Below are 23,628 nucleotides of genomic sequence, written 5' to 3'. Positions count from 1 at the left end.
TGACCAGAGGATTGATGGGAATCAATGCCAGCGACGGAAAATCAGCGAGGTATTGACCCCGCCGAAGGCAAAATTGTTATTCATCACGTATTCGTTGCTCATCGCGCGAAACTCACTGCGCAAGTAGTCGAGTGTGCCGCATTCGGGGTCGACTTCATCGAGGTTGAGCGTGTGTACATACAGGTCGCGGTTGAGCATCTCGATGCTGAACCAGGACTCCAGCGCACCGCAGGCGCCCAGGGTGTGGCCCAAAAAGCTTTTTTGCGAGCTGATGGGCATGTGTTCGCCGAACAGGCTGCTGGTGGCCAGGGTCTCGGCGACGTCGCCCTGCTCGGTGGCCGTGCCGTGCCCGTTGACGTAGCCAATGGCGGACGGTTCGAGGCCGGCATCCTCCAGGGCCAGTTCCATGGCCCGGCGCATGGTGCTCAACTCGGGACGGGTGGCGTGCTGGCCGTCGGCGTTGCTGCCAAAGCCGACGATTTCGGCATGGATCCGTGCGCCACGGGCCAACGCATGTTCCAGTTCTTCGAGCACCAGCATGCCGGCGCCTTCGCCGATCACCAGGCCATCGCGGCCCTTGTCGTAGGGGCGCGGGCTGGTCTGCGGGGCATCGTTTTTCAGGCTGGTGGCGTAGAGCGCATCGAAGACCATCGCTTCGGTCGGGCACAGTTCTTCCGCGCCGCCGGCGAGCATCAGCGGCAAGCGGCCGAACTTGATTGCCTCGTAGGCATAGCCGATGCCGTGGCTGCCGCTGGTGCAGGCACTGGACGTTGGGATCAACCGTCCGGTCAGGCCGAAGAAGATGCTGATGTTGGCCGCCGTGGTGTGGGGCATCATCCGCACATAGGAGTTGGCGTTCAGCCCTTCGGCCACGCTGTTGAGCAGCATGTTGCCGAAGGCCTTGATCTCATCGGTGCTGCCGGTGGACGAGCCGCAGGACACGCCCATGCGCCCGTCCTTGATCGACGGGTCGCCCAGCAGGCCAGCGTCGGCCAGGGCCTGCTCAGCCGAGGCCACCGCCAGGCGTGAGACCCGGCCCATGCTGCGCAACTGCTTGCGCGTCCAATGGGCCGGGACCTGGAAATCGTCGATGGGCCCGGCCAGGCGAGTGTTCAGTTCGGTGAAACGGTCCCACTCATCCATGCGCCGGATGCCGCTGCGGTTGGCGGCGAAGTTGGCGGCGATGGTCTCCCAGTCGCTGCCGATGGAGGTGATGCCGGCCATGCCGGTGACGACGACGCGCTTCATCAGCACAAGCCTCCGTTGACGGCCAGGACTTGCCGAGTGATGTATCCAGCTTCGGCGGACATCAGGAAGTTCACCGCGCCGGCGACTTCTTCCGGGGTGCCCATGCGCTGGGCGGGGATCATCTTCATCAATTCTTCCACGGGTACGTTTTCATCGAGCATGGCGGTGTCGATCAACCCCGGCGCGACGCAGTTGACCGTGATCTTGCGCTTGCCCAGTTCGATGGCCAACGCCTTGGCCGCGCCGATCAAGCCGGCTTTCGAGGCGCTGTAGTTGACCTGGCCACGGTTGCCGATCAGGCCGGACACTGACGTGATACAGACAATTCGTCCCGCGGCGCGGCGCCGGATCATCGGCATCATCACCGGGTGCAGCACGTTATAGAAACCGTCGAGGTTGGTGCGCAGCACGCTGTCCCAGTCGTCTTCGCTGAGGGCCACAAAGGCGCCGTCGCGGGTCAGGCCGGCGTTGAGCACTACGCCGTAATAGGCGCCGTGGGTTTCGACGTCGGCTTCGAGGGCCGCCTTGCAGGCGGCGCGGTCGGACACGTCGAATTGCAGGACGCGGGCGTTGCGGCCCAGGGCTTGGATGTCTGCCAGGACCGCTTCGGCTTCGGCGCGGCCGCTGCGGCAATGCAAGACGATATCGTGCCCGGCCTGGGCCAGGCGCAAGGCGATGGCGCGGCCGATGCCACGGCTGGAGCCGGTGACCAGTACGGATTCAGTCATGGCTGGGTTCCTGTTGCGGAAGTTTCATTGAGGTACTGGGCAGCATGGGGCGGACGAAATACGTTCAGTCGCGCCGTGGCATGGATGCCCGGCGCGTGGATGTGGCATTCGAACACACCCATGCCGTTGTCGTCTTCCAGGGAGCGCACGCCATGGATGGCCAGTTCAGTGTCGAGAGGGAAATGCTCGACGTTGCATTCGAACTTGCGGGTCCCGAGCAAAAAGCCCAGCTCCACTGCATCGCCGCGCTGGCGAGCGTGGCAACCGGCGAACGCCGCGACGCTCTGGGCCATCAATTCGATGCCGACCCAGGCCGGCAGCGCGCCGTCTTCACGGTTGAACAAGCCGCCGGGCTTGACCGTAGCGAGTGCATGGATCTGTTCGTCATCGAAGGACACGACCCGGTCGATGAGAATCATGTCGCCCGCATGGGGCATCAATTCGGCGAGCGGCCAGTCGATCATTGGGCGTCTCCGATAATGAGGCTGACGTTGTTGCCGCCGAAGGCAAACGAGTTGCTCATCAGGCGTCGGGGGAAGGTCGGGTTCAGGCGGGCACGGCTATCTATCCAGTCCAGCGCCGGCAGCTCGGGGTCCGCCTGGCCGTCCCAAAGGTGGGGTGGCAAGGCCTGGGCGACGTTGTCAGGGCTCAGGGTCAGCCAGCAGAAAGCCGCTTCCAACGCGCCCGCCGCCCCAAGCGTGTGGCCAGTCATGGGCTTGGTGGACGAGCAGGGCACGCCCGCCGGAAACAATCCAGCCACCGCATGGCTTTCCATGGCGTCGTTATGTTGCGTGGCGGTGCCGTGCAGGTTCAGGTAGTCGATCTGGCTGGCGTCCAGGCCGGCACAGCGCAGGGCTTTTTCCATCGCCTGGCGGGCGCCGCGACCGCTGGGTTCCGGCGCGGAAATGTGGTGCGCGTCAGAACTGGCGCCATCCCCGAGCAGGGCGATCGAATGGCCGTCGCCTGGCGTCTTGCTCATGAGAAACAGCACAGCCGCCTCGCCAATGTTGATACCGCTGCGGTTCACCGAAAACGGGTTGCAGCGCTCGTTCGACACCGCTTCCAGCGCAGAGAAACCGTTCAAGGTCAGCTTGCACAAACTGTCCACGCCACCGCACAGCACCGCATCGCACAAGCCCAGGTCCAGGAGGCGACGGGCGCTCATCAAGGCCCGCGCGCTGGAGGTGCAGGCGGTGGAGATCACATAGGAGGGCCCGCTCAAGCCAAGCCAGTCGGAAAGGAAATTGGCCGGCGCGCTGAGTTCCTGTTGCTGGTAATCGTAGCCTTCGGGGAACCGCTGCTCGCGCAGGTAATGGGCAATGCCCTGGCTGGCCTCGTCGATGCCCGAGGTGCTGGTGCCCAGAACGATACCGATGCGCGCGGGGCCGTACGCCTCGATGGCCTGATCGATGTCGGCACGAATCTGCAACCCGGCTTCGAGCAGCAGTTGATTGTTGCGGCTGCGTTGCGCCGCCAGTGCCCCGGGAATGGGGGCCAGTTCTCCCCTTACCGCAGCCACCGGCAATGCCCGCTCGGCCACCCAGCCGGCTTCGACGCGCACGCCCGAGCAATCGCCGGCAAACAGGTTGCGCGCGACGTTTTGTTTGTCCCGGCCCAAGGAGCAGATGACCCCGAGGGCGTTCAGATAAGCGGTCATGGTGCGCTCTCGGTCAGCGGTGTGATGCGGTAGTGCGGGCCTTGGGGCAGGCGCAGCTCAAAATCCAGGGGCCGTTTGTAGCGCACCTGCCAACGCGCATCGAGGGCTCGTTCGACACCGTGTTGCCGGGCGACGGGGTAGCGATCGGCAAGCTCGGTTTCCGGGGTCAAGGCGAACAATAGCGCAGCGAACAATTCCCGCGCCTCGGCATTGGGCGGCAGCAGACCGTCGGCTTGCCATTGGTTGTCCACCAGGCGCTGGCGCGCCAGGGGAATGCCCAGCGGGTCCATCATCGACCAGCGTATGCCGGTGTTTTCACGCTGGATCACCAACAGCCAATCCTGGCGCTGGCCGTCCAGTTGCCGCTCGATGTGCAATTGCAGTGGCAGCGCCAGGGTTGGCATGCGCTCGGGCAGCGGCGCGTGGCTGGCGCAGGCACAGAGCAGCAGCAGGCAACCGATCAACAGGCAGCGGATCATGTGGCGGTCCCTTCGAGCGGCTTGCGTGCCACCACGTTGACCAAGGTTTCTTCGCGCTCGCCGAACGGCTTGGGCCGGCGCAGGCCCCAACGCTCCAGGAGGCCAAAGTCCTTGGCGCGGCTCCACCACAGGTACGGATAGGACACGTTGCGGTCCTCGAACTGGAAGCCTTGGTTGCGGATCATCGCCAAGTATTGCGCGGCGCTTTTCTGCACGTGCATGGGATGGCGGAACAGCCAGCGGATCACCCAGGTATCGATGTAGGCTTCGGTGGATTCGGCAAACAGCAGGTAGCCGCCGGGCTTGAGCACCCGATAGAACTCGGCGAGGGCTTTTTCCTGCTCCACCAGGTGGTGAAAGGTCTGGTGGCAGAACAGCAGGTCGACGCTGGCATCGGGCACGGCCAAGGTCGCGCAATCGCTGCCGATCAGTTCCACGGCCATGCCCTGGCGAGCGGCTTCTTGGGCGCTCAGGTCCAGGCTGTGGGGGTCGGCGTCCACGCCAATCAGGCGTTGCGGCGCGAATGCCTGGCGCAGGTACTGGAACGACTTGCCCTGGCCGCAACCGGCATCCAGCAGCACCGGATTGGAAGGCGGCGCGGTATTGAACAGACCGCGCAGATCCTCGACCGCCACGCGCAGCACATGATGCTGCCAGGTGTGGCTGCGCAGGAACCAGAAGCCGAAGCGGGTTTCTTGGACGTAGTTATCGCTCAGGTAGCTCATGGTTGTTTGCTCATGGCGCTGGGCTCGCGCAGATTTCCGAGAGCACGCGCAGGCGCCGCTTGGGTTCGCTGACGAACGGGTTGCGTTGATCCCAGGCATAGCCGGCGAGGATCGAACTGATCATCCGGCGGATGTCGGCGGAGCCTTCGGTGTAGTAGATCACGTCCTGGAACGTGCCGGCATACCAGCCTTCGACGTAGCAGCGGAACGTGTCGACGCCGCGTTTCAGTGGCTCGGCGAATTCGCCCTGCCAATCCACCTGCTCGCCTTGCAACTGACGATGCAGCACGCCGGCGGCCATGCTCGCCGAGCGCATGGCGATGGTCACGCCGGAAGAAAACACCGGATCGAGGAATTCCGCGGCGTTGCCCAGCAGGGCAAAGCCAGGGCCGTGCAGGGTCTTCACGTTGGCCGAGTAGCCACCGATGGTCCGCGCCGGAGTGTCCCACGCAGCATTGGCCAGCACGCCGGACAGGCTTGGGGTCTCGTCGATAAAGCCGCGCAGGCAGGCATCGAGGTCATTGGTGCGGCCCGCGAAATGTTCCGCTGCCGCGACCACGCCCACCGAGCAACGCCCATCGCTGAAGGGGATGGTCCAGAACCACACGTCGCGTTTCGTCGGATGGGTGGTGATGAGGATCTTCTCGCGGTCGAATACCGGGCTGTCGATGCGGTCCTCGATGTGAGTGAACACGGCCTGGCGCACCGGGAAATTGGACGGCGCCTCAAGGTCCAGCAGGCGCGGCAGGACCCGGCCATAGCCGCTGGCGTCAAGGACGAAATCCGCCTCGACCCGGTACTCGCTGCCATCCTCGCGCTGCACGCCCAGTTGCGGCCTGGCGAGGCTGAAATCAACGTTGGCAATGGCCTGGCCGTAGCGAATTTCCACCCCTTGCAGGGCCGCCTGGTCGGCCAGCAACTTGTCGAAGTCGGCGCGCTGGACCTGGAACGTAGTGGGCTTGCCCTCGCTGAAAGTGTCGCCGAAATCGAAGGCGCTGTAGCGCTCGCCCCAGGCGAATGCAGCGCCGTTCTTGCGCTGGAACCCAGCGGCATTGACCGCGTCGAGCATGCCGGCTTCTTCGACAAAATCCAGACAGTGGGACAACAGGCTCTCGCCGATGGAGAACCGCGGGAAATGCTGGCGCTCGATGACCAGCACATCATGCCCCTTGCGCTTGAGCAGCGCGGCGGCGATGGCGCCGGAAGGGCCTGCGCCAATGATGACGACCTGTCGACGTTCCATTTCAACTGTTGACACTGGGGCTCCTGGCCGGGACGGCATGCGAAGGAATACGGTGAAAACCGGCCAGGGCCGGCAGCAAAGTCGCGATCAAACCCATCAGCATCAGCGCGAAGTACAGCGCGTGGCTGATGAGTTGTTGTTGCAGCAGCAGATTGAGGAAGACGATTTCACTCAAGCCGCGAATATTCAGCAAGATACTTTCCCGCACGCGGCTGGCGCCGGCGAAGGACGCCCCGGCCCAGCCGAGCCCAAGCCAGTTGCCCAGCAGTTTGCTGGCAATGGGCAACAGCAGCAACGCCCCCAGCTGGGCCCAGCCGAGGCTGTCCATCACGCTGTGCACGTTGATCTGCACGATACCGAACGTCAGGATCAACGGGATGGCCAGGTAGGTCTGCAACCTGTTCATCCACTCGGCGCCGAGGGGCAATACCAGCGGCACCTTGAGCGCGGCCATGCACAGCAGGTAGCCGATGCCGACGATGAGCGCATTGAGTCGGTAATGTTCGGCCACCACCAGCAGGGCGAAGAACAGGCCGCTGTGCAGCAACGGTTGGCGCAGGCCCACCAATCGCAGCAGCATCGGCAGGCAGGCACCGGCCAGCGGCAGCAACAGGTTGCCCAGGTGCAGGCTGCCCTGGGCCAGGGCGAACAGGCTCCAGCAGATCAGGTCGATCAGGATGGCCGTCTGTACCAATCGGCGAGTGGCGGCGGGCGGGTAGGCGATATGGCGCAGGTACAGGTACAGCACCGGTATCGCCGTGATCGCGAACAGCAGCCCCACCGCCAGCGAGCTGATCCAGGGCTGGGGTGGCAGCAGCCAGAACGCGGTCGCCAAGCCACAGGCAAACGGTACGCCAAAGCTTGGCAGGGCAATCTTCACGCTCTGGCGGTCCAGGCGCAGGTCGATCACATCGCTGAGGATATGCCCCAGCAACAGGGCGAAGGCGAGGCTGTAGAGATTCTTCAACCACACGGGCGAAACCAGTTGCGCACCGCTGAGGTGCCATCCCGGCTCGATCCAGCCATACATCAACAAGGGCAGGCCGAACGTCGCCAGCAGCAATTGGCTGACGATGGGGATCAGCCCGAAGCGTCGCCCGGCCAGCGTCGCCATGGCGAACAGCGCCAGGGCCATGACCCAGAACAGCGCCGTCATCATTGGACCGGCTCCGCAGTGCTGGGCCCATGGGGTTGGCGCCCGGCCCACGGTGCAAGCAGGAAGCTGAACGCCAATCCGAGGCTTACCGCCAGACCGAAATTACTCACCGCCGGTGTGCTGGAAAGCGCCAGCAGGCCGAACGACAGCCAGGTGGTGATCGCCGCCAGCAGCGTACCCAGCAGGCTCACGGCGGCTCCGCCAATCTGCTCACGCATCAGGATCGCGTAGTCGACGCCGATGGCGGTCACCAGCAACAGGCCGAACAGGCTGAACAGCGTCAGCGGCTGTCCCAGCCAGCCGAGGCTCGCCAGGCTGCACAGCGCGGCCAGGAGCGGCAGGGCGACAACGCGCAACGCGCCGCCAGCCCCGAACGGCCAGATCAGCACCAGGACGATCAGCACGCAGGAGGCCAGTTTCAATTCGGCGGCGCTGACCTGCGTGGCGGCAAAGACGCGATTGAGGTCACCCAGGCGATCGACCAATTGCACGCCGGGCAAGTCAACCGCCTGCACCCGCAGCAACGCGGCATCGTTCAAGCCTTGCAGGCTGACCACCGCCGCCACGCCCTGCGCTGTCGGGCCGAGCCAGAGGGTGCGATAGGGTTCTGCGAGCGGGCCGGTCAGCGCGGCGTCGATGTCGGTCACTGGCAGGGCCTGCAATTGCTGCAACTGCGCTTGCAACGCGGCAACCGGCACGCCGACGTCCAGCAATGGCTGCCAGAACGCCGGCAACCGGGCCAGGGCCTCACGGATTTTTTGTTGCTCGGCGGGCGGGCTGACCAGTTGATTGAGGGACAGGTAGCCCTGGAGTTTTTCCAGGCCGATCAACTGGTCCAGCCGCTCGTTGAGGGCGGTCTGGCGCTCCAGCAGTTGCGCTTGGTCGTCGGCACGGATCAGGAAAAATTGGCTGGTGGGCTGGAAACCGGTGATGCGAGCCACATCGCGGGCTTCGTCGGTCAGGTGCTGGGGCGTGCCGATCCACTGGCGGATGTCGTTCTTGCTGCTCAGTTGCCATAGGCCACCGCCACAGAAGGCCAACAGCAACGCCAACAGGACGGGTGTGCGCACCCGGGCCAGCAGCGCTTCTCGGCACTGGAGCATGGCTTCGCACACCCGCAGCGGCCACTGTGCGGGGCGCAAGTCCGCCCGCTTGAGCAACGCCGGCAACAGGCAGACCGCCGTCAGGTAGGCGCCGACCAGGCCTGCGGCGGAGAAGATCGCGATCTGGGTCAGGGCCGGGAAAGGTGTCCAGGCCAGTGCGAGGTAGCCGATGCAGGTGGTCGCCAGGCTCAGGCTCAGGCCCGGCAGGGTCAAGCGCAGCGCCGGCCAGCTGCGCCACGGCTTGAGGCTCCAGCTCTTGGACAGATAATGCAGTGGGTAATCCACGGCGACGCCGATCAAGCTCGAACCCAAGACCAGGGTCATCACGTGCATGCGACCGAACACCGCCACGCAGGCCACCGCGCCGAACAACATGCCCACCAGCACCGGCACGAACGCCAGCCACACGGCAAAGCGGCGGAAGGCCAGCAACAACAACAACAGGATGCCCACCGTTGCGCCGCCGCCGACCCAAGTGATTTCCCGCGAGGCCTGTTGCTGTCCGCTGGCGGCGTAAAGCAGGCCGCTGGCCGCCAAAAGATTGCCCTGGGCCTGGCTCGCGTGCTCGCGGCTGCGTTGCAGCAGATCGGCCACTTGCAGGGGCAGGTTCATGTCGAAGGCATTGCCCTGGGTGCGCGCCCGCAACATGACCCAATGCTTGCCGTCGGCTTCGGCAACCAGCGCACCGCTGCCGACGTCCAGCTCGATGGCGCCGCGCTGGGGCTGGCTGTTCTGGATGCGCCCGGTCAGGCCTAGCCAGTCGTCCTGGCTCGGCACCAGGCTGAAGCCACTGAACGGGTCGAACAGCGCTTGCACCCGTTGCTGGATAAAGGCCTCGGGCTGGTCGATCAACTGTTGCCGATCAGTTGCCGACAGCATGGCCAGCCGGCCGTCGAGCAATTGCCTGCGCAGCGCAGGCAGGTCGGCTTCAAGCGTCCACTGGACCTTGTCGAACAGGCCGCTGGCCTGCCATTGCTCGCCCAGGCTGCGGGCCAGGGCGATGGCTTGCTGGCGGTCGGCGTGGCCGACGAGCACCAACACTTCGCGGTTCAGTGGTTCCTGCATGCGTTGTTCAGCGATCAGCTCCAGCGCATCCGGCGATGTGCCCGGCACCAGTTCCATCAGGTTCGCCGACAACGGCGCACCGTTGCGCCATTGCCAACCGGCGAGCGCCAGCACTGCCAGCAGCAGGATCAAGAACAGCCACGGCAGCCTCCGTTCACTCGGCAAGGTCATGTTGCTCCGCTTCGCTCAAGGGTTGCGTGCTGGTGCTCTCGCGCATAAGCAGGACGGTACTGTCGCCTTGGGCTTCCAGCAGTTCAATGCGCTGGACCAATTGGCCGCCGTCAATGTTGATCTGGTTGAAGACCTGCTTGAGCAGCGCCGAGCGTGGGGTCAGGGTGAGTCTCCATTGTTGCGGCTCCCCCGACAGGTTCAGCTCAAAGTCACGCTGCAAGCCACTGCTGTCGCCCTGCAACACCGCCAGGAACAACCGGTTCTGCTGGGCGCCGGCGCTTTTGTTCGGCAGTATCTGCCAGGTGCTGCCGTCCCGCCGGGCTATGCCTTTGGCGGTGATGCGATAGTCCTGTTGCAGCGGCGTTTGCAGCAGCCACAGCAGACCCTGGTTTTTCGCCAGCACGAAGCGGCCCTTGCTGACGAGGGGCTGGGGCAGGGCGCGCAGGTGTTTTTCCTGGATGAACTGGCCGTGGATCACGTCCGGGCGCGCCAGTTGATCGCTCAATTGCTGCAGGTCGAACGCCTGGGCCAGCGGCGACAGGCTGCACAGCAGCAGCCAGGTGAGCAGGCGCTTCATGACAGTTTCCTCTCGACCGCTTCGACAAACACCCGAGGCGAGGCCAGCAGCATCTCGCGAGTGGCCATGTCCACGGCCACTTGCACGGAACTGGCGCGGGTGAAGCGTTCGCCGGTTGCGGCGTCACTGATCAGGTAGTTGATCTTCAGCCGGTTTTCCCACTCCACCAGACTGGCGCGCACGGTCAGGGTCTGGCCGAACACGGCACCGCGTACGTAGCGCAACTGCAGGTCGATCACCGGCCACGCATGCCCCGATTCGAGCATGTCGTTGTAGTTGTGGCCGATCAGGTCGAGCAGGGCACAGCGGGCCACTTCCAGGTATTTGACGTAGTGGCCGTGCCAGACCACGTTCATCGAGTCGACGTCAAAAAACGGCACCACGATCTGGGTGTCGACGTGCAGAACGCCTTGGCTACGCATGCAGCCTCCAGTGTTGTTCGGCAATGCGTTGCAGGCACAGGCGCAGTTCGCCTTCCAGGGCGCGGTCTTCAATGACCGGCGGGAAATCCTCGGTCAGTTGCTCGTGCATCGTGGCCAGGGCCGGTGGCAGCGGTCGTGCGTCTTCGGCGCGGCTGCGCAACCAGACGCCCTGGTTGGCGGCCAACAAGGTGGCGGCGGCGACCTGTTCGGTCAGCTCCAGCACGCGGATCGCGTCTCGGGCAGCGATGGTGCCCATGCTCACCTTGTCTTGGTTGTGGCACTCGGTAGAGCGCGAGAACACGCTGGCCGGCATCGTGTTTTTCAGGGCTTCGGCGGTCCAGGCGCTGGTGCCGATCTGCACGGCCTTGAAGCCGTGGTTGAGCATCGCCCGCTCGGCGCTGGCGCCGGACAGGTTGCTAGGCAGGCCATGGTTGTATCGCTCGTCCACCAGCAGGGCGAGCTGGCGATCCAGCAGATCGGCGACGTTGGCCACCAGATTCTTCAGGCTGTCCATGGCGAAGGCGATGTGCCCACCGTAGAAGTGCCCGCCGTGGAGCACGCGCTCGGCTTCGGCGTCGATGATCGGATTGTCGTTGGCGCTGTTGAGTTCGGTTTCGATGAACCCGCGCAGCCAGCCCAGGCTGTCGGCCAATACCCCGAGCACATGCGGGGCGCAGCGCAGGGAGTAGCGATCTTGCAGACGATGCAACGGCGCGGTCGGGGCGTCGATGGCCAGGTCCTTGCGCAGCCACGCGGCGACTTGCATCTGCCCCGGGTGCGGCTTGGCGGCGAAGAGGCGTTCATCGAAGTGTTCCGGATTGCCTTGCAGGGCGACCACGTTCAGCGCGGTGATGCGGGTCGCCAGTTGCAGCAGGTAGTCGGCGCGGGCAAAGGCCAGGCAGGCCAGGCCGGTCATCACGGCGGTGCCGTTCATCAGCGCCAAGGCTTCCTTGGGCCGCAGCACCAGCGGCGTCCAGCCCAGCTCGCGGTGCACGTCGGCGGCCAGGCGGCGTTCGCCACGGAACATGACTTCCCGTTCACCGGATAACGTAGCGGCGACGTAGGACAGCGGAGTCAAATCGCCACTGGCGCCCACCGAGCCTTCCTCCGGGATCAGCGGCAGGATGTCGTGTTCAAGAAACGCCTGGAGGCGCTCCAACAGCTCCACGCGCACCCCCGACACACCGTGGCACAGCGACTGCAAACGGGCCGCCAGCACGGCACGAGTGGCTTGGGCATCGAGCAGTTTGCCCAGGCCGCAGCCGTGGAAGGTGTAAAGGTGACGGGGCAGGGCCTCGACGTGGTGCAACGGCACGGCCACCACGCAAGAGTCGCCGTAGCCGGTGGTCACGCCATAGATGACGCCTTCCTTGTCCAGCAGGGAATCGAGGAACTGCGCACCCTTGGCAATGCGCTGGCGGAACGTCGGATCATCCTGCAATTGCGTCGGCGCCTGACGGTTGGCCAGGGCCAGCACATCTTCAATGCGCAGGGGGCGTTCGCCGAAGGTTACCGGCTCAAGAGTGGGCATCGTCATCGGTCTTCCAGAAAGGGTAAAAGTTGAACCACTGTTGTGGCCCCTGGAGGCAGTATTGCGCCAGGCGTTCGGCGTACAAGCCGGCCCAATGGGCAATCACGTGGTCGCGTTCGTTGCGCTTCCACACCACGGCATCGGCGAACGGTTCGAGGGTGACGCGATAGTGTCCTTCGTGCTTGAGACACATCAGCAGGTTGACCGGGCATTTCAGCAGGCCGGCCAACAGCCAGGGGCCTTGCGGGAATGCCGCCGGATAACCCATGAAGTCCACCGTCACGCTGCGCCCGCCATGCAGCGGTACGCGATCGCCAGCGATCGCCAGCCACTCGCCGCGCTCCAGGCGTTCGCTCAGTTGCAGCATGATCACCGGGTTTAGCTCGCTGACCTGGATCAGCCGCAAGTGCGTGGCGCCGGCTTCGCCCAGCAAGCGATTGAATTGCTCGGCGTGCTTGGTATGCACCAGCACGTTCATGGTGACCTTTTCACCCAGTTCGGCCAGGGCTCGGCACATTTCCAGGTTGCCCAGGTGTGCGCCGACCAACATCTGCCCTCGCGTGTCGCGCAAATGGTTGCGCAGCAGCGCCGGGTCGACGATTTCGATCTGCTCGATGCTTAGCTTGCCGTTCCAGACGTCGAGCTTGTCCAGCAGGGAGTCGGCGAAGGCCATGAATTGCCCAAAGACTCGACGGTGGGTCGGGCGCAACTCGGGGCGGCCGCTCCAGTCGGCGAGGCGCTGCTGATACTGCCAGGCCGCCTGCCGGGCGCTGCGACCAAAAACGAAGAAGTACAGGACGATGCCGTACAGCACCGGTGTCAGCAGCCGACGGCCCAACACCTTGGCGGCAAACGCGGTGAGTTTCATCAGCCAGAAACTACCGCGCTCCTGGCGATCCGCCCAGTGCTGTTGGTCAGTGTTCATGGGCGCCACCGTTGCCAGAGAATCACCGGCAAGCGCACCAGCATGCCGAAGAACAGCCGGGTGTGCATGCGAGAAATCAGCACATTGTCGTGGAACAGGCGAAAGTGCGAGACCCCGTCCAGAGGGTAATGGACCCGCGTGCGCAGCCAGCGCATCGGCTGGTTGCGCCAGGACAGGCGCACGAGGATGTCCGAGTCGAAATCCATGCGCTTGCCGATGTTTGCCGAGTCGATCAGTGCCAGGGTCGGTGCCAGGGGATAGACCCGGAAACCGCACATCGAATCGCGGATCTGCAGGGACAGGCTGTTGATCCAGACCATTACGTGGGTCAGGTAGCGTGCGTAAAGGCGGCCTTTCGGCACGCTGGCGTCGTACAGGGGGTAACCGCAGATCAGCGCGTCGGGATGAGCGCTGGATTGTTCGATGAAGGTGCGTACGTCGCCTAGGTCGTGCTGCCCGTCGGCGTCGACCTGCAAGGCGTGACTGAAACCCAGGCGCGCGGCCTCCCGCAGCCCGGTCATCACCGCGCCGCCCTTGCCCTGATTGACGGCCAGCCGCACCAGGTGAACCCGTTCGTTTTCAGCCAATTGTTCGAGCACCGCCGCGCAAGCCGCGCTACTGGCATCGTCCACCAGCACGCAGGGCAAGCCGTTGCCGAGCAATGCCTGGACCACCGTTGCGATGGCGGTTTCGTGGTTGTAGACCGGGATGACGGCGCAGGGGTTATGCATGGGCTCTGCACCTGTGCCAAAGGAATTCTTTGTGGCGGGGGAGCTTGCTCCCGCTCGGTTGCGTAGCAACCGCAAAAAAAGCGAGGGCGGCTGCGCCGCAAGCGTCGCACCGACCCTGCGGGAGCAAGCTCCCTCGCCACAGTGTTCTATGCAGGTGCCTAGGCATTGTTTTCCCCCAACACAATCCGCCCACTCGAACAGGCCGCCGTGTCATTGCGGTAAGCGAAGTACAACTTGCCGCGCTCACGATCGAAGCGCAGGTGCAGCTGGATTTCATCACCGGGTCGCACCAGTTGCTGGAATTTCAGCACCTCCATGCCGACGAACCGGGGCGGCAAGTCCAGCAATCGACGGCCCAGGTTCAAGGCCCAATCGACTTGCACCACCCCCGGAAGGACGGGCGCGGTGGGAAAATGGCCGCTGAAGTATGCAAGGTCGGGGGGCACCGCCAGGCGCAGGCTCCATTCGCCGTCGGTTTCAATTTGCTCAAGCATCTCAGGGGCTTTTGGACGCGGCGCCATCAACACGGCTTCGACTTCGGCCTGGGGCAGCTTGCCCTGAGCGTTTAACGGCAGTTGCCGCAGCCAGCGCCAGCGCCGGGGCAGCGCCAAGGTTTCACAGTGCCCGCTCAAGTGCTGGCGCAGGGCTTGGGTCACGGCCCGCCGGCCCAGATTGCGCAGGGCCAGCAAGCCGGCTTCGCTGAGCGCCAGCAGGGCACCGAGGGAGGCTCGGTTCTCCTGCACGACGCCCAGCCGTGCATCGCTGACCCATTCGTGGGCCGTCAACGCCTGTTCCAGCATGGGCAGCGAGATGCGCTTTTCTTCGAGCTTGACGATGCGGTCCAAGCGGCCTAGCAATTGGAAGCGCCCATCCGCCGCGATCCGCGCCGCGTCGGCGGTGTGTTCCACATGACCGGCCGGCAAATAAGGCGAGGCAATCAGCAAGGCGCCGTCACTGTCCTGGCTCAGCTCGACACCGGCGAACGGTTGCCACAAGTCGCCGCCCTGGCGCCAGGCAATGCCGCCGGTTTCCGAGCTGCCGAAAATTTCCGTCGGCCATTGTCCCAGGCGTTGTTCGAGACTCTGGGCCGCGTCGGCAGGCAAGGCGCCCCCAGAGGAAAACACTCGGCGCACGCTGCCCAAGGCTGGCCAGTCGAGGTTATCGCCCATGCGCTTGAGCAGCGCCGGGCTCGCGACCCAGGCAAACGCCGGATGCTCGCGACTGGCGCGCTGCATATCCTCCGGGAAGGCCAGTTGCCGACGAACGAAGGTGCGCCCGGCGCACAGCGGCCACAGCACCCGGAACAGCAAGCCGTAGATATGCTGGGCGGCGACGCTGCCAATCATGCAGGCGTCCGGGCCAAGGTCGGCGCCCCACAACTGCTCCAGCGCCTGGACTTCATTGCTCAGCTGGCGCAGGGTTTTTTCGATGCGTTTGGGCTCGCCACTGGAACCGGAGGTGCACAGGGCCAGCCAGCATTGATCGAGATCCAGCTCAGCGGCTTCCAGCGGAGTCTGTCGCAGGTCATTGGGTTGGGTGTCGCCGGGCAGGTCGGTCAGCCACAAGTCGACATCGGCCGACCAGCGCTGGCGGGTCTGCGGTTGCAGGTCAGCGGGCAGCAGCACGCGCGCGCCGGCGCGCCAGGCGCCGAGCAGGGCAACCGCCAGGTCCGCTGCATCATCCAGATGCACGGCCAGGCGCCGGATGCCCCGGGCTTGCAATCCGGCGGCCAGGCTGAGCGCGTCTGTGCGCAGTTGCGCGTGGTCCAGTCCCGGCCCGACCGCTACCGCGCGGCCTGGCTGGGCCTCGAGCAGTATCTGCTCAAGTGTTATCCAATTCATGGGCGGCCTCTTACCCGTTGTCGTATGAGCCATTCAATGGCAAACAGCAGCCCCATCAATCCGTAGGAAATCAGGCCGGTGTACAACATCCACCAGCTCAGCGGCGCCCAAAGGGTCAGGGCGGCGGCGAGCAAACCGTTACACAGGAAAAACACACTCCAGGCCACCGTGACCTGGCGGGTATAAACCACCGCCTTGGCCGGCAACCGTGGTTCGCGCAGGCGGGCCAGACGCTCGATGATCGGCGGGCCGTACTTCAGGCTCAGCGTGAACAGCGCGAGCATGAACGCGCTGATCAACACCGGATACCAGCGCAGCAAGAGCGGGCTGTCGAATACCGCGAGCAACACGCAAAAAAAGATCGCCGTGACCGCCATCCAGCGTTTGCCGGGCCCGGCCTTGCCGAGGAGCGCCCGGGCCAGCCACAGGCAGCCCAATAGAAGCCCGAACTGCCAGGGGGCGAAGTGCTCCATGCCGAAATACACCGCAAAAGGGTATAGCAGGCCCGCCAGCAGCAGGCCGAGGCCAATCAGCCGGCTCATGCGGCCGGCTGGACCAGTCGATAGACCGCCTCGACTACATCGTTGACGGTGCGCACCGATTTGAATTCTTCAGCGGCGATTTTCTTGCCGGTCTGGCGCTTGATGTGGTCGATCAGGTCGACTGCATCGATGCTGTCGATTTCCAGATCCTGATACAGGTTCGACTCCAGCGTTACACGCTCAGGGTCCAGCTCGAAGAGCTCGACCAGGGCATTGCGCAGGGTGTTGAAAATATCGTCACGAGTTTGCATGGTCTGTCTCAGGCGCTTTTTGCAGTGACGAAGGCCGCAAGGCTTGCCACGTTGCTGAAATGGTTACGGGTGTCCTTGGCATCGGCGTCGATCTTGATGCCATATTTTTTCTGGATCGCCAGGCCAAGCTCCAAGGCATCCACCGAGTCCAGGCCCAGGCCGTCGCCGAACAGGATCTGATCGTCGCCGATGTCGTCGATACCGATGTCCTCCAGGCCGAGGGCCTCGATGATCAGTTGTTTGATGTCACGGTGCAGATCGCTCATCTTCGGCGAGCTCCTTGATGAAATAGTGATGCAAATAATCGTTGAGCCGGCGTGAAGCCTGTGGCGCGGGGCCCAGCGCGGCGAAAGCCTGTGGGTCTATATCGGCACCGACGCGAAAACTGAAGTGCACGCGGCGCAGGGGGATGCGGTACCAGGGCTCGGCCTTGGTCAAGGTCGTGGGGCTGACCTTGATCGTCACCGGTGTGAGGATTTTCGCACCCCGCAGGGCAATGGCGGCGGCGCCTCGATGAAAGGCCGGCGCTTGGCCCGGCTGGGTGCGCGTGCCTTCGGGAAAGACAATCAGGCATTGGCCATCCTGCAGGGCGTTGCTGGCGGCATCGAGCATGTCCATGCTGCCGTCGTTGCTGATGTATTGGGTCGAACGCAGTGGGCCACGGGTGAAAGGGTTGTCCCACAGGCTTTGCTTGACCACGCAGTTGGCGTCGCGCACCAGCCCGATCAGGAACACCACGTCGATCAGCGACGGGTGGTTGGCGATGATCATCTGCCCCGGGCGGCCGAGTTTCTCCGCGCCATCGATCTGATAGGTGAGCACACCGGTGCGGGCCATGAATCGAATGAAGAACCAGAACAGGCGCCCGACTGTTCTACGGGCTCGCTGCCGATGGGTCTGCGAGTCGCCGGGCAGCGCGTTGAGCAACGGAAACACCAGCAACCGCAGGCACAGCCCACCCAGCCCGAAGAGAGCGAAGCTTGCGGCGGTCGCGAACAAGCGCCAGTAGTAGGCGTCGCGATGTTTACCGGTCACCGGTTGCGTTGCCAGGTCCATAGACGATTCTTCCAGGCATGTTGGCAGGTGAGTTGGTTGCCCAGCAGCGTACGCAACAGATCCAGGGCATGGGGCCAGTCGCTGACCGGCAGCGGGGCCGGCGGATTGGCTAATTGCAGTTGCCAGTCGTCGCCACGGGTCAGCAACAGCCCCACTGCGTAGGGAAACGGTACGTCGTCGACCCAAGGCGCGTAGACGCTGGGCGGTTGCTCTTCGGTGATGACCAGCAACACCGCTGGCGTGCCCTCGTCGAGCAAGGCGGCGGCCTCCAGCATGCCGTGTTCAAGGCCATCGCCCGTCGCGGCCAGGGCCGTCATCTCGCTGGTTTCGCCGCGCATGATCGACCACAAGCCAATCACCGCGTTGTGCACCGACAGGCTGAACTGGGTAGGAGACAGCGGTTGATCCCCGGCCAGGTCCTTGAGAATCTCAAAAGTGCGCGGGGTTTCGCCATGGCGGGAAATAAAGACCAACGGTAGGTCCGGTCGCCCCTCGGCCAGCGGCCAGGCGACACTGAAGGCCATGCGGGCCAGGCGGCTGAGGCGTCGGCGTTGCATGGCTGGCAGGAACGACACGTCAGGGGCCGCATCGCTGACGGGCGGCACGACCGGTTGTCGGCTCCATGCCTGCCAATCGTCCACGCTTTCGAGCCCAGGGGCCCACGCGCGCCATTGGGCGATATTGAAATTGATCACAGACTCATCCCACCCCTGCGGGCTTTTATTGTCACGGTTCAGTGGTTTGACCCGCGTCCAACCCTGCATGGCCTTGCGACCCAAGTGGCGCGCATTATCCCGGTGCGGTTGGCTTGTAGCAAATACTGGTTACATTTCGTCCAGGCAAAATCATCAAGGAACCAGACCCAACACGGGACCGCCATTGTGACGGTTAAAAAGTGATTGTCTGTCAGGCGCTTCCTTCATATACAGGCGAATTGACGCTCGGTTGTCTGAAAAAGCCACCGACGCCGTAATCCGATCATGGGGAAGGTAGCGAAGCGGTGTGTTGCGCTACTACACTCGGGAATCTTTGATACACGGAGGTTTTGTCATGCGGCGTGTGGTGTTCAATCAGAAAGGTGGCGTAGGCAAGTCCAGCATCGCCTGTAATCTGGCGGCGGTCAGCGCCAGCGAGGGGTATCGCACGCTATTGGTCGACCTGGATGCGCAGGCCAACTCCACTCAATACCTGACCGGCTTGACCGGCGATGACATTCCCGTGGGCATCGCGGATTTCTTCAAGCAGACCCTGTCGTCGGGGCCTTTCTCGAAAAAGAACAGGGTCGATATCTACGAAACGCCCTTCGACAACCTGCACGTCATCACGGCCACCGCAGAACTGACCGATCTGCAGCCCAAGCTCGAGGCAAAACACAAGATCAACAAGCTACGCAAGCTGCTCGAAGAGCTGGACGAGGATTACGACCGGATCTATCTGGATACTCCGCCGGCCCTCAACTTCTACGCGGTTTCAGCGTTGATCGCGGCAGATCGGGTATTGATTCCTTTCGACTGTGACAGTTTCTCCCGCCAGGCACTGTATGGCCTGCTGTCGGAAATCGCCGAGCTCAAGGACGATCACAATGAAGAACTGGAAATCGAAGGCATTGTCGTCAACCAGTTCCAGGCCCGCGCCAGCCTGCCCCAGCAGATACTCGACGAATTGATCGCCGAAGGCTTGCCGGTGCTGCCCGTTTACCTGAGCAGCTCCGTGCGCATGCGTGAGTCTCACCAGGCGAGCCTGCCACTGATCCACCTGGACCCACGGCATAAACTGACCCAGCAGTTCGTGGAGTTGCATGGGTTGCTGGAAAACGCCTGATTCAAATCCCCTGGCCGCGTAGCCAGCTCATCAACTGCGGCAAGGGGAACGCGCCGCTTTGGCGTGCTACTTCTCGGCCGTCCTTGAACAGGATCAGGCTGGGTATCGAGCGAATCCCCAACTGCGCTGACAATTGTTGATTGGCTTCGCTGTCGAGCTTGGCCAACCGGCACTTGCCGGCCAGCTGCGCGGCGGCCTGTTCGAACACTGGCGCGAAGGATTTGCACGGGCCGCACCAATCCGCCCAGACATCTATCAATAACGGCAGGTCGCCCTTGATCTGGCTGGCGTAGTCGCCTTGCTTGAGTTCGAAGGGTTTGCTCGATAACACCTGGGCCTTGCAGCGCCCGCACTTGGGCTGGTCGCCCAGGCGTTCGGCGGGTATGCGGTTGAGCCCGTTGCAATGGGGGCACGGGATGAGCATCGGGTCGTCTCCTGGAATTTGGTTACTCAGGTTGGACACTATATAGAACCAACACAAAAACCTGTGGGAGTGAGCCTGCTCGCGATGACGGTGTGCAGTCAGGAATCCTGGACTGGCAGACCGCTATCGCGAGCAGGCTCGCTCCCACAGGGTATCGGTGTTGCTGATTATTTGGCCTGGGTCAGCGTGTTGTAGCTGGTCATCAGGTTGCGGTAATCCGGGATGTGGTTGGAGAACAGGGTCGCCAGGCCTTCCACGTCGTTGCGCCAGTCGCGGTGCAGTTCACAGGCCAGGCCGAACCAGGTCATCAATTGCGCACCCGAGGAGGACATGCGGTCCCAGGCCGATTGGCGGGTCAGTTCGTTGAACGTGCCGGAGGCATCGGTGACCACGAACACATCGAAACCTTCGGCCAGCGCGGACAGTGCTGGGAAAGCTACGCAAACTTCAGTCACTACGCCGGCGATGATCAGTTGCTTCTTGCCGGTGGCCTTGATTGCCTTGACGAAGTCTTCGTTGTCCCAGGCGTTGATCTGGCCAGGGCGGGCAATGTACGGCGCGTCCGGGAACAGTGCCTTGAGCTCGGGTACCAGCGGGCCGTTGGGGCCGGTTTCGAAGCTTGTGGTCAGGATGGTCGGCAGTTCGAAGTACTTGGCCAGGTCCGCCAGGGCCAGCACGTTGTTCTTGAAACGGTCCGGGTCGATGTCGCGTACCAGCGACAGCAGGCCAGCCTGGTGGTCCACCAGCAGAACGGCGGCGTTATCTTTGTCGAGACGGTTGTAGGAAGTGGTCATGGCGTAGCCCTCATTAAGTTTTGGTTGCCGAAGGTTCGGCGTGATTAAGGTTTTTAATGTCGGTACAGCGTTTATTCGGGATTCATCTGGCCGAAGCGCCGGCTTCAATCCGTATTGCGTTTCGATGTGTGTAGATTAAAACTGGCACCTTTGACGCGCTAGACTGCAAAAATCAGCCTTAGCGTTCTATTTGGAGAACGATCATCGAAGACCTCAACACGCTGTACTACTTCACCCAGGTGGTTGAGCACCGTGGATTCGCCGCAGCGGGCCGAGCGCTGGACATACCCAAGTCAAAGCTCAGCCGGCGTATCGCCCAGTTGGAAGAGCGGCTAGGGGTGCGCTTGCTCCATCGCACCAGCCGGCATTGCACGTTGACGGAGATCGGCCAGGCCTATTACCAGCGCTGCCTGGCGATGCGTGTCGAGGCCGAGAGCGCCGCCGAGGTGATCGAGCGCAACCGCTCCGAGCCCCAGGGCCTGGTGCGCATCAGTTGCCCGACGGCGCTGCTCAACAGCTGGGTCGGGCCGATGCTGACCCGCTACATGCTCAAATATCCGCGGGTGGAGTTGTTCATCGAGAGCACCAACCGCCGAGTCGACCTGATCCACGAGGGGTTCGATATAGCGCTGCGGGTGCGCTTTCCGCCGCTGGAAAACACCGACATGGTCATGAAGGTACTGAGCAACAGCACCCAATGCCTGGTGGGCAGCCCTGCATTTGTAGAGCGATTGTCTTCGCCGGCTTCACCGGCGGACCTTAACGGCCTGCCCAGCGTGCATTGGGGCGGTGCGCAACGGGAGTATCAGTGGGAGTTGTTCGGGCCGGACGGCACCCGAGCGTTGATCCGACATGAGCCGCGCATGGTCACCGATGACCTGCTGGCCCTGCGGCACGCGGTGCTGGCTGGCATTGGTGTCGCCCACCTGCCGACCGTGGTGGTGCGCGAAGACATCGCCGCCGGGCGTCTGGTGGAGTTGGTCCCCGGCTGGACGCCGAAATGCGGGATCGTTCATGCAATCTTTGCGTCGCGGCGTGGGTTGCTACCGTCGGTGCGCACGTTGATCGATTTCCTGGCCGAGGAATTCAGCCACAGTGATATGGCTTAGTGCATAGGCCTCGGGTTGCCATTCATCAGGTGCGCCGCACTGACGGCGCGCCGTGCCCTCAAAACCATACCTGTTCACAACCAGGAGGTCCCATGAGCACCCCTCAAGACCCAACCACCCCCAAGACACTGGACAACCCCAACGATGATGGCTTCGTCCTGGGCACCGCTGGCCGCGACGAAGACCCCAACGCCGCCCCGGCCTATGCCGTTGACAGTCGTCACGATCGGGACGAATTGACCCCGGAAGACGCGCATGGAATGCCCGGCTATCCGGAGGAAAAACCGGCAGCGCCGGCTGGGGAAGAGCCAGAATCAGGCATCGAGACGCCCGAACAGGGGAACGATAAGGCGGGATGAGCAGGCTGCGTTGACCTTCGCCCAGCCAATCTTTCACCCGTGGCGAGGGAGCTTGCTCCCGCTCGGCGGCGCAGCCGTCGTAAAACCGGTTGACGCGGTCAGTCTGAAAAAGCGCGTCAGTCCATTCTGGGGCCGCTTCGCAGCCCAGCGGGAGCAAGCTCCCTCGCCACGGGTATTGATGCGTTGTGAGCGCGTTACGACGAGCAACTGATCTCCAGATGCTTGCCCCATTCCGGCGGCCGCTCGGCGTAGCTGCCCATCCCCGATTGTTCTTCAAAAGGATTGCTCAGCACGCTGTGCAGGCGGCGGACTTCTTCGTAATCGCCTGACTCGGCGGCGTCGATGGCTTTCTGGGCCAGGTAGTTGCGCAGCACGTAGAGCGGATTGACGGCGTGCATGCGAACGCGGCGCTGGTCCTGGTCGACCGGGCCCTCGCGGTTGACGCGGGCGACGTACAGCTCGGCCCAGGCATCGAAACCCTTGAGATCGACGAAGTCGTCGCGCAAGGCGGCAACGGCTTGTTCCGGAGCCTGGTCGCCCAGCCGGCGGAAGAACAGGCTGTAGTCGACGCCGCTGTTCTGCATCAGTTGCAGCAGGCGCTCCACCAGTTTCTGGTCCTCTTCTTCGGCGACGGTCAGGCCGAGGCGGCGGCGCATCAGGTCCAGGTAGTGGGCCTGGTACAGGGGAAGGTACAAGCCAAGGGTCTCGCGCAGGGCATCGACGCTGATAAAAGGCGTCAGGGCTTGGGCGAGGGCGCTGAGGTTCCACTGGCCGATGGGCACCTGGTTGCTGAACGAGTAACGGCCCTGGTCATCGGAATGGTTGCAGATGAAGTTGGCGTCGAAGTCATCGAGGAAGGCGAACGGCCCGAAATCGAAGGTGATGCCCAGGATCGACATGTTGTCTGTGTTCATCACGCCATGGCAGAAACCATAGGCCTGCCATTTCGCAATCAGTTCGGCGTTGCGCTCGACGATCTCGCGGTACATCGCCAGGTAGGGCTCGGGCTGCTCCCGGCATTGCGGAAAATGCAGGTTCAGCACGTGCTCGGCCAAGGCGGCATGCAGCTCCGGCTTCTTGGTGTAGTAGAAATATTCGAAGTGTCCGAAGCGCACATGGCTGGGGGCCAGGCGCAGCACCATGGCGGCGCGCTCCTGCTTTTCGCGCCACACCGGGGTGTCGGAGCCGATCACGCACAACGCGCGGGTGGTGGGGATGCCCAAGGCGTGCAGGGCCTCGGAGGCGAGGAATTCGCGAATCGAAGAGCGCAGCACCGCGCGCCCATCGCCCATCCGGGAGAACGGCGTCTGGCCGGCGCCCTTGAGGTGCAGGTCCCAGTGCTCGCCGGCCTCGTTGTACACCTCGCCCAGCAGCAACCCGCGGCCGTCGCCCAGTTGCGGGTTGTAGTGACCGAATTGATGCCCTGAGTACACCATCGCCCGGGGCTCGGTTTCGGCCCACAGCTTGTGGCCGCCAAAGATCTCGGCGAACAGCGGTGTCTCGGCTTCTGCCGGCTCCAGGTCCAGCAGCGCCATGGCCGCCGGGCTGGCAACCACCAGCCGCGGGTTGTCGATGGGCTCGGGCAGCACATGGGCCGAGAAACCGTCGCCCAGGCGGGCGAAGCGGTTATCGAAGGTCAGCGTTTCCAGCGTTTTCATGGCCGTCTCCGA

The 23,628-nt window shown here is 63.6% G+C and carries 26 protein-coding genes; 3 read left to right on the top strand and 23 right to left on the bottom strand.

From position 1 onward, the window contains the following. Nucleotides 1-21: 21 nt before the first annotated feature. The 20 genes from J3P81_RS22795 to J3P81_RS22700 form a co-directional block, all read right to left on the bottom strand. Nucleotides 22-1,248 carry a beta-ketoacyl-ACP synthase gene (locus J3P81_RS22795; RefSeq protein ID WP_420767068.1) on the bottom strand — a complete coding sequence of 409 codons (1,227 nt, stop codon included), beginning with the start codon at nt 1,246-1,248 and terminating at the stop codon, nt 22-24. Beyond that, nucleotides 1,248-1,976 carry a 3-oxoacyl-ACP reductase FabG gene (fabG, locus tag J3P81_RS22790; RefSeq protein ID WP_434561054.1) on the bottom strand — a complete coding sequence of 243 codons (729 nt, stop codon included), beginning with the start codon at nt 1,974-1,976 and terminating at the stop codon, nt 1,248-1,250. Before fabG ends, J3P81_RS22795 begins: the two co-directional genes overlap by 1 nt. Beyond that, entirely contained in the window at nt 1,973-2,440 is a 468-nt protein-coding gene (locus J3P81_RS22785; RefSeq protein ID WP_434561052.1) for a hotdog family protein, read from the bottom strand. Before J3P81_RS22785 ends, fabG begins: the two co-directional genes overlap by 4 nt. Continuing rightward, the gene (locus tag J3P81_RS22780) at nt 2,437-3,633 is read right to left on the bottom strand and encodes a beta-ketoacyl-[acyl-carrier-protein] synthase family protein (RefSeq protein ID WP_420767071.1); all 1,197 of its coding nucleotides are present in this window, start codon (nt 3,631-3,633) and stop codon (nt 2,437-2,439) included. The genes J3P81_RS22785 and J3P81_RS22780 overlap by 4 nt, the downstream gene beginning before the upstream one ends. Continuing rightward, a complete protein-coding gene (locus tag J3P81_RS22775; RefSeq protein ID WP_434561050.1) occupies nt 3,630-4,112 on the bottom strand; it encodes a DUF3261 domain-containing protein in 483 nt (160 codons plus the stop codon). The genes J3P81_RS22780 and J3P81_RS22775 overlap by 4 nt, the downstream gene beginning before the upstream one ends. Continuing rightward, a complete protein-coding gene (locus tag J3P81_RS22770; protein WP_420767073.1) occupies nt 4,109-4,837 on the bottom strand; it encodes a class I SAM-dependent methyltransferase in 729 nt (242 codons plus the stop codon). The genes J3P81_RS22775 and J3P81_RS22770 overlap by 4 nt, the downstream gene beginning before the upstream one ends. Before the next feature lie 10 nt (nt 4,838-4,847). Beyond that, nucleotides 4,848-6,095 carry an NAD(P)/FAD-dependent oxidoreductase gene (locus tag J3P81_RS22765; protein WP_434561048.1) on the bottom strand — a complete coding sequence of 416 codons (1,248 nt, stop codon included), beginning with the start codon at nt 6,093-6,095 and terminating at the stop codon, nt 4,848-4,850. After that, entirely contained in the window at nt 6,082-7,239 is a 1,158-nt protein-coding gene (locus J3P81_RS22760; RefSeq protein WP_434561046.1) for a sodium:proton antiporter, read from the bottom strand. Before J3P81_RS22760 ends, J3P81_RS22765 begins: the two co-directional genes overlap by 14 nt. Continuing rightward, nucleotides 7,236-9,575, bottom strand: coding sequence for an MMPL family transporter (locus tag J3P81_RS22755; protein WP_434561044.1), 2,340 nt, complete (start codon nt 9,573-9,575; stop codon nt 7,236-7,238). The genes J3P81_RS22760 and J3P81_RS22755 overlap by 4 nt, the downstream gene beginning before the upstream one ends. Continuing rightward, complete coding sequence (locus J3P81_RS22750; protein WP_434561042.1) at nt 9,559-10,152, bottom strand: outer membrane lipoprotein carrier protein LolA; 594 nt, start codon at nt 10,150-10,152, stop codon at nt 9,559-9,561. The genes J3P81_RS22755 and J3P81_RS22750 overlap by 17 nt, the downstream gene beginning before the upstream one ends. Next, entirely contained in the window at nt 10,149-10,574 is a 426-nt protein-coding gene (locus J3P81_RS22745) for an acyl-CoA thioesterase (protein ID WP_030140957.1), read from the bottom strand. Before J3P81_RS22745 ends, J3P81_RS22750 begins: the two co-directional genes overlap by 4 nt. Then, on the bottom strand, nt 10,567-12,111 hold the full coding sequence (locus J3P81_RS22740) for an HAL/PAL/TAL family ammonia-lyase (RefSeq protein WP_434561040.1): 1,545 nt from the start codon (nt 12,109-12,111) through the stop codon (nt 10,567-10,569). The genes J3P81_RS22745 and J3P81_RS22740 overlap by 8 nt, the downstream gene beginning before the upstream one ends. Beyond that, complete coding sequence (locus J3P81_RS22735) at nt 12,092-13,030, bottom strand: glycosyl transferase (protein WP_420767080.1); 939 nt, start codon at nt 13,028-13,030, stop codon at nt 12,092-12,094. The genes J3P81_RS22740 and J3P81_RS22735 overlap by 20 nt, the downstream gene beginning before the upstream one ends. Then, complete coding sequence (locus tag J3P81_RS22730) at nt 13,027-13,761, bottom strand: glycosyltransferase family 2 protein (RefSeq protein ID WP_434561038.1); 735 nt, start codon at nt 13,759-13,761, stop codon at nt 13,027-13,029. Before J3P81_RS22730 ends, J3P81_RS22735 begins: the two co-directional genes overlap by 4 nt. A 158-nt stretch (nt 13,762-13,919) precedes the next feature. After that, a complete protein-coding gene (locus tag J3P81_RS22725) occupies nt 13,920-15,602 on the bottom strand; it encodes an AMP-binding protein (protein WP_434561036.1) in 1,683 nt (560 codons plus the stop codon). Then, nucleotides 15,599-16,144, bottom strand: coding sequence for a hypothetical protein (locus J3P81_RS22720; RefSeq protein WP_434561034.1), 546 nt, complete (start codon nt 16,142-16,144; stop codon nt 15,599-15,601). The genes J3P81_RS22725 and J3P81_RS22720 overlap by 4 nt, the downstream gene beginning before the upstream one ends. After that, nucleotides 16,141-16,395, bottom strand: coding sequence for an acyl carrier protein (locus J3P81_RS22715; RefSeq protein ID WP_264427453.1), 255 nt, complete (start codon nt 16,393-16,395; stop codon nt 16,141-16,143). The genes J3P81_RS22720 and J3P81_RS22715 overlap by 4 nt, the downstream gene beginning before the upstream one ends. A gap of 8 nt (nt 16,396-16,403) precedes the next feature. After that, entirely contained in the window at nt 16,404-16,661 is a 258-nt protein-coding gene (locus J3P81_RS22710; RefSeq protein ID WP_420767084.1) for a phosphopantetheine-binding protein, read from the bottom strand. Beyond that, the gene (locus tag J3P81_RS22705) at nt 16,642-17,451 is read right to left on the bottom strand and encodes a lysophospholipid acyltransferase family protein (RefSeq protein ID WP_420767085.1); all 810 of its coding nucleotides are present in this window, start codon (nt 17,449-17,451) and stop codon (nt 16,642-16,644) included. Before J3P81_RS22705 ends, J3P81_RS22710 begins: the two co-directional genes overlap by 20 nt. Continuing rightward, a complete protein-coding gene (locus J3P81_RS22700) occupies nt 17,427-18,146 on the bottom strand; it encodes a beta-ketoacyl synthase chain length factor (RefSeq protein WP_420767086.1) in 720 nt (239 codons plus the stop codon). The genes J3P81_RS22705 and J3P81_RS22700 overlap by 25 nt, the downstream gene beginning before the upstream one ends. A 355-nt stretch (nt 18,147-18,501) precedes the next feature. Here J3P81_RS22700 and J3P81_RS22695 point away from each other — a divergent pair, with 355 nt between their 5' ends. Then, a complete protein-coding gene (locus J3P81_RS22695) occupies nt 18,502-19,272 on the top strand; it encodes a ParA family protein (RefSeq protein ID WP_434561032.1) in 771 nt (256 codons plus the stop codon). 1 nt (nt 19,273) lies between these two features. Here J3P81_RS22695 and trxC read toward each other — a convergent pair whose 3' ends face one another. After that, nucleotides 19,274-19,696 (bottom strand): thioredoxin TrxC, encoded by a 423-nt coding sequence (gene trxC / locus J3P81_RS22690; RefSeq protein WP_420767088.1) that lies wholly within the window; start codon nt 19,694-19,696, stop codon nt 19,274-19,276. Nucleotides 19,697-19,863: 167 nt separating this feature from the next. Beyond that, complete coding sequence (gene ycaC, locus J3P81_RS22685; RefSeq protein ID WP_420767089.1) at nt 19,864-20,490, bottom strand: isochorismate family cysteine hydrolase YcaC; 627 nt, start codon at nt 20,488-20,490, stop codon at nt 19,864-19,866. A gap of 203 nt (nt 20,491-20,693) precedes the next feature. Here ycaC and J3P81_RS22680 point away from each other — a divergent pair, with 203 nt between their 5' ends. Together J3P81_RS22680 and J3P81_RS22675 are read left to right on the top strand one after the other, a co-directional pair. Then, a complete protein-coding gene (locus J3P81_RS22680) occupies nt 20,694-21,599 on the top strand; it encodes a LysR family transcriptional regulator (protein ID WP_434564158.1) in 906 nt (301 codons plus the stop codon). Nucleotides 21,600-21,691: 92 nt separating this feature from the next. Beyond that, complete coding sequence (locus J3P81_RS22675; protein WP_420767090.1) at nt 21,692-21,958, top strand: hypothetical protein; 267 nt, start codon at nt 21,692-21,694, stop codon at nt 21,956-21,958. Nucleotides 21,959-22,152: 194 nt separating this feature from the next. On the opposite strand, the gene selO is transcribed toward J3P81_RS22675, so the two are convergent. Then, nucleotides 22,153-23,616 carry a protein adenylyltransferase SelO gene (gene selO, locus J3P81_RS22670; RefSeq protein WP_434561030.1) on the bottom strand — a complete coding sequence of 488 codons (1,464 nt, stop codon included), beginning with the start codon at nt 23,614-23,616 and terminating at the stop codon, nt 22,153-22,155. Nucleotides 23,617-23,628: the final 12 nt, after the last annotated feature.

This window comes from Pseudomonas sp. R1-6, from assembly GCF_051132115.1.
Classification (GTDB): Bacteria; Pseudomonadota; Gammaproteobacteria; order Pseudomonadales; family Pseudomonadaceae; genus Aquipseudomonas.
This window is presented reverse-complemented; position numbering and strand designations above follow the sequence as displayed.

What these genes read in the sequence shown, in the direction of transcription:
- J3P81_RS22795 (WP_420767068.1), bottom strand. Translation starts at nt 1,248, where the DNA reads ATGAAGCGCGTCGTCGTCACCGGCATGGCCGGCATCACCTCCATCGGC.
- fabG (WP_434561054.1), bottom strand. Translation starts at nt 1,976, where the DNA reads ATGACTGAATCCGTACTGGTCACCGGCTCCAGCCGTGGCATCGGCCGC.
- J3P81_RS22785 (WP_434561052.1), bottom strand. Translation starts at nt 2,440, where the DNA reads ATGATCGACTGGCCGCTCGCCGAATTGATGCCCCATGCGGGCGACATG.
- J3P81_RS22780 (WP_420767071.1), bottom strand. Translation starts at nt 3,633, where the DNA reads ATGACCGCTTATCTGAACGCCCTCGGGGTCATCTGCTCCTTGGGCCGG.
- J3P81_RS22775 (WP_434561050.1), bottom strand. Translation starts at nt 4,112, where the DNA reads ATGATCCGCTGCCTGTTGATCGGTTGCCTGCTGCTGCTCTGTGCCTGC.
- J3P81_RS22770 (WP_420767073.1), bottom strand. Translation starts at nt 4,837, where the DNA reads ATGAGCTACCTGAGCGATAACTACGTCCAAGAAACCCGCTTCGGCTTC.
- J3P81_RS22760 (WP_434561046.1), bottom strand. Translation starts at nt 7,239, where the DNA reads ATGATGACGGCGCTGTTCTGGGTCATGGCCCTGGCGCTGTTCGCCATG.
- J3P81_RS22755 (WP_434561044.1), bottom strand. Translation starts at nt 9,575, where the DNA reads ATGACCTTGCCGAGTGAACGGAGGCTGCCGTGGCTGTTCTTGATCCTG.
- J3P81_RS22750 (WP_434561042.1), bottom strand. Translation starts at nt 10,152, where the DNA reads ATGAAGCGCCTGCTCACCTGGCTGCTGCTGTGCAGCCTGTCGCCGCTG.
- J3P81_RS22745 (WP_030140957.1), bottom strand. Translation starts at nt 10,574, where the DNA reads ATGCGTAGCCAAGGCGTTCTGCACGTCGACACCCAGATCGTGGTGCCG.
- J3P81_RS22740 (WP_434561040.1), bottom strand. Translation starts at nt 12,111, where the DNA reads ATGACGATGCCCACTCTTGAGCCGGTAACCTTCGGCGAACGCCCCCTG.
- J3P81_RS22735 (WP_420767080.1), bottom strand. Translation starts at nt 13,030, where the DNA reads ATGAACACTGACCAACAGCACTGGGCGGATCGCCAGGAGCGCGGTAGT.
- J3P81_RS22730 (WP_434561038.1), bottom strand. Translation starts at nt 13,761, where the DNA reads ATGCATAACCCCTGCGCCGTCATCCCGGTCTACAACCACGAAACCGCC.
- J3P81_RS22725 (WP_434561036.1), bottom strand. Translation starts at nt 15,602, where the DNA reads ATGAATTGGATAACACTTGAGCAGATACTGCTCGAGGCCCAGCCAGGC.
- J3P81_RS22720 (WP_434561034.1), bottom strand. Translation starts at nt 16,144, where the DNA reads ATGAGCCGGCTGATTGGCCTCGGCCTGCTGCTGGCGGGCCTGCTATAC.
- J3P81_RS22715 (WP_264427453.1), bottom strand. Translation starts at nt 16,395, where the DNA reads ATGCAAACTCGTGACGATATTTTCAACACCCTGCGCAATGCCCTGGTC.
- J3P81_RS22710 (WP_420767084.1), bottom strand. Translation starts at nt 16,661, where the DNA reads ATGAGCGATCTGCACCGTGACATCAAACAACTGATCATCGAGGCCCTC.
- J3P81_RS22705 (WP_420767085.1), bottom strand. Translation starts at nt 17,451, where the DNA reads ATGGACCTGGCAACGCAACCGGTGACCGGTAAACATCGCGACGCCTAC.
- J3P81_RS22695 (WP_434561032.1), top strand. Translation starts at nt 18,502, where the DNA reads ATGCGGCGTGTGGTGTTCAATCAGAAAGGTGGCGTAGGCAAGTCCAGC.
- trxC (WP_420767088.1), bottom strand. Translation starts at nt 19,696, where the DNA reads ATGCTCATCCCGTGCCCCCATTGCAACGGGCTCAACCGCATACCCGCC.
- ycaC (WP_420767089.1), bottom strand. Translation starts at nt 20,490, where the DNA reads ATGACCACTTCCTACAACCGTCTCGACAAAGATAACGCCGCCGTTCTG.
- J3P81_RS22675 (WP_420767090.1), top strand. Translation starts at nt 21,692, where the DNA reads ATGAGCACCCCTCAAGACCCAACCACCCCCAAGACACTGGACAACCCC.
- selO (WP_434561030.1), bottom strand. Translation starts at nt 23,616, where the DNA reads ATGAAAACGCTGGAAACGCTGACCTTCGATAACCGCTTCGCCCGCCTG.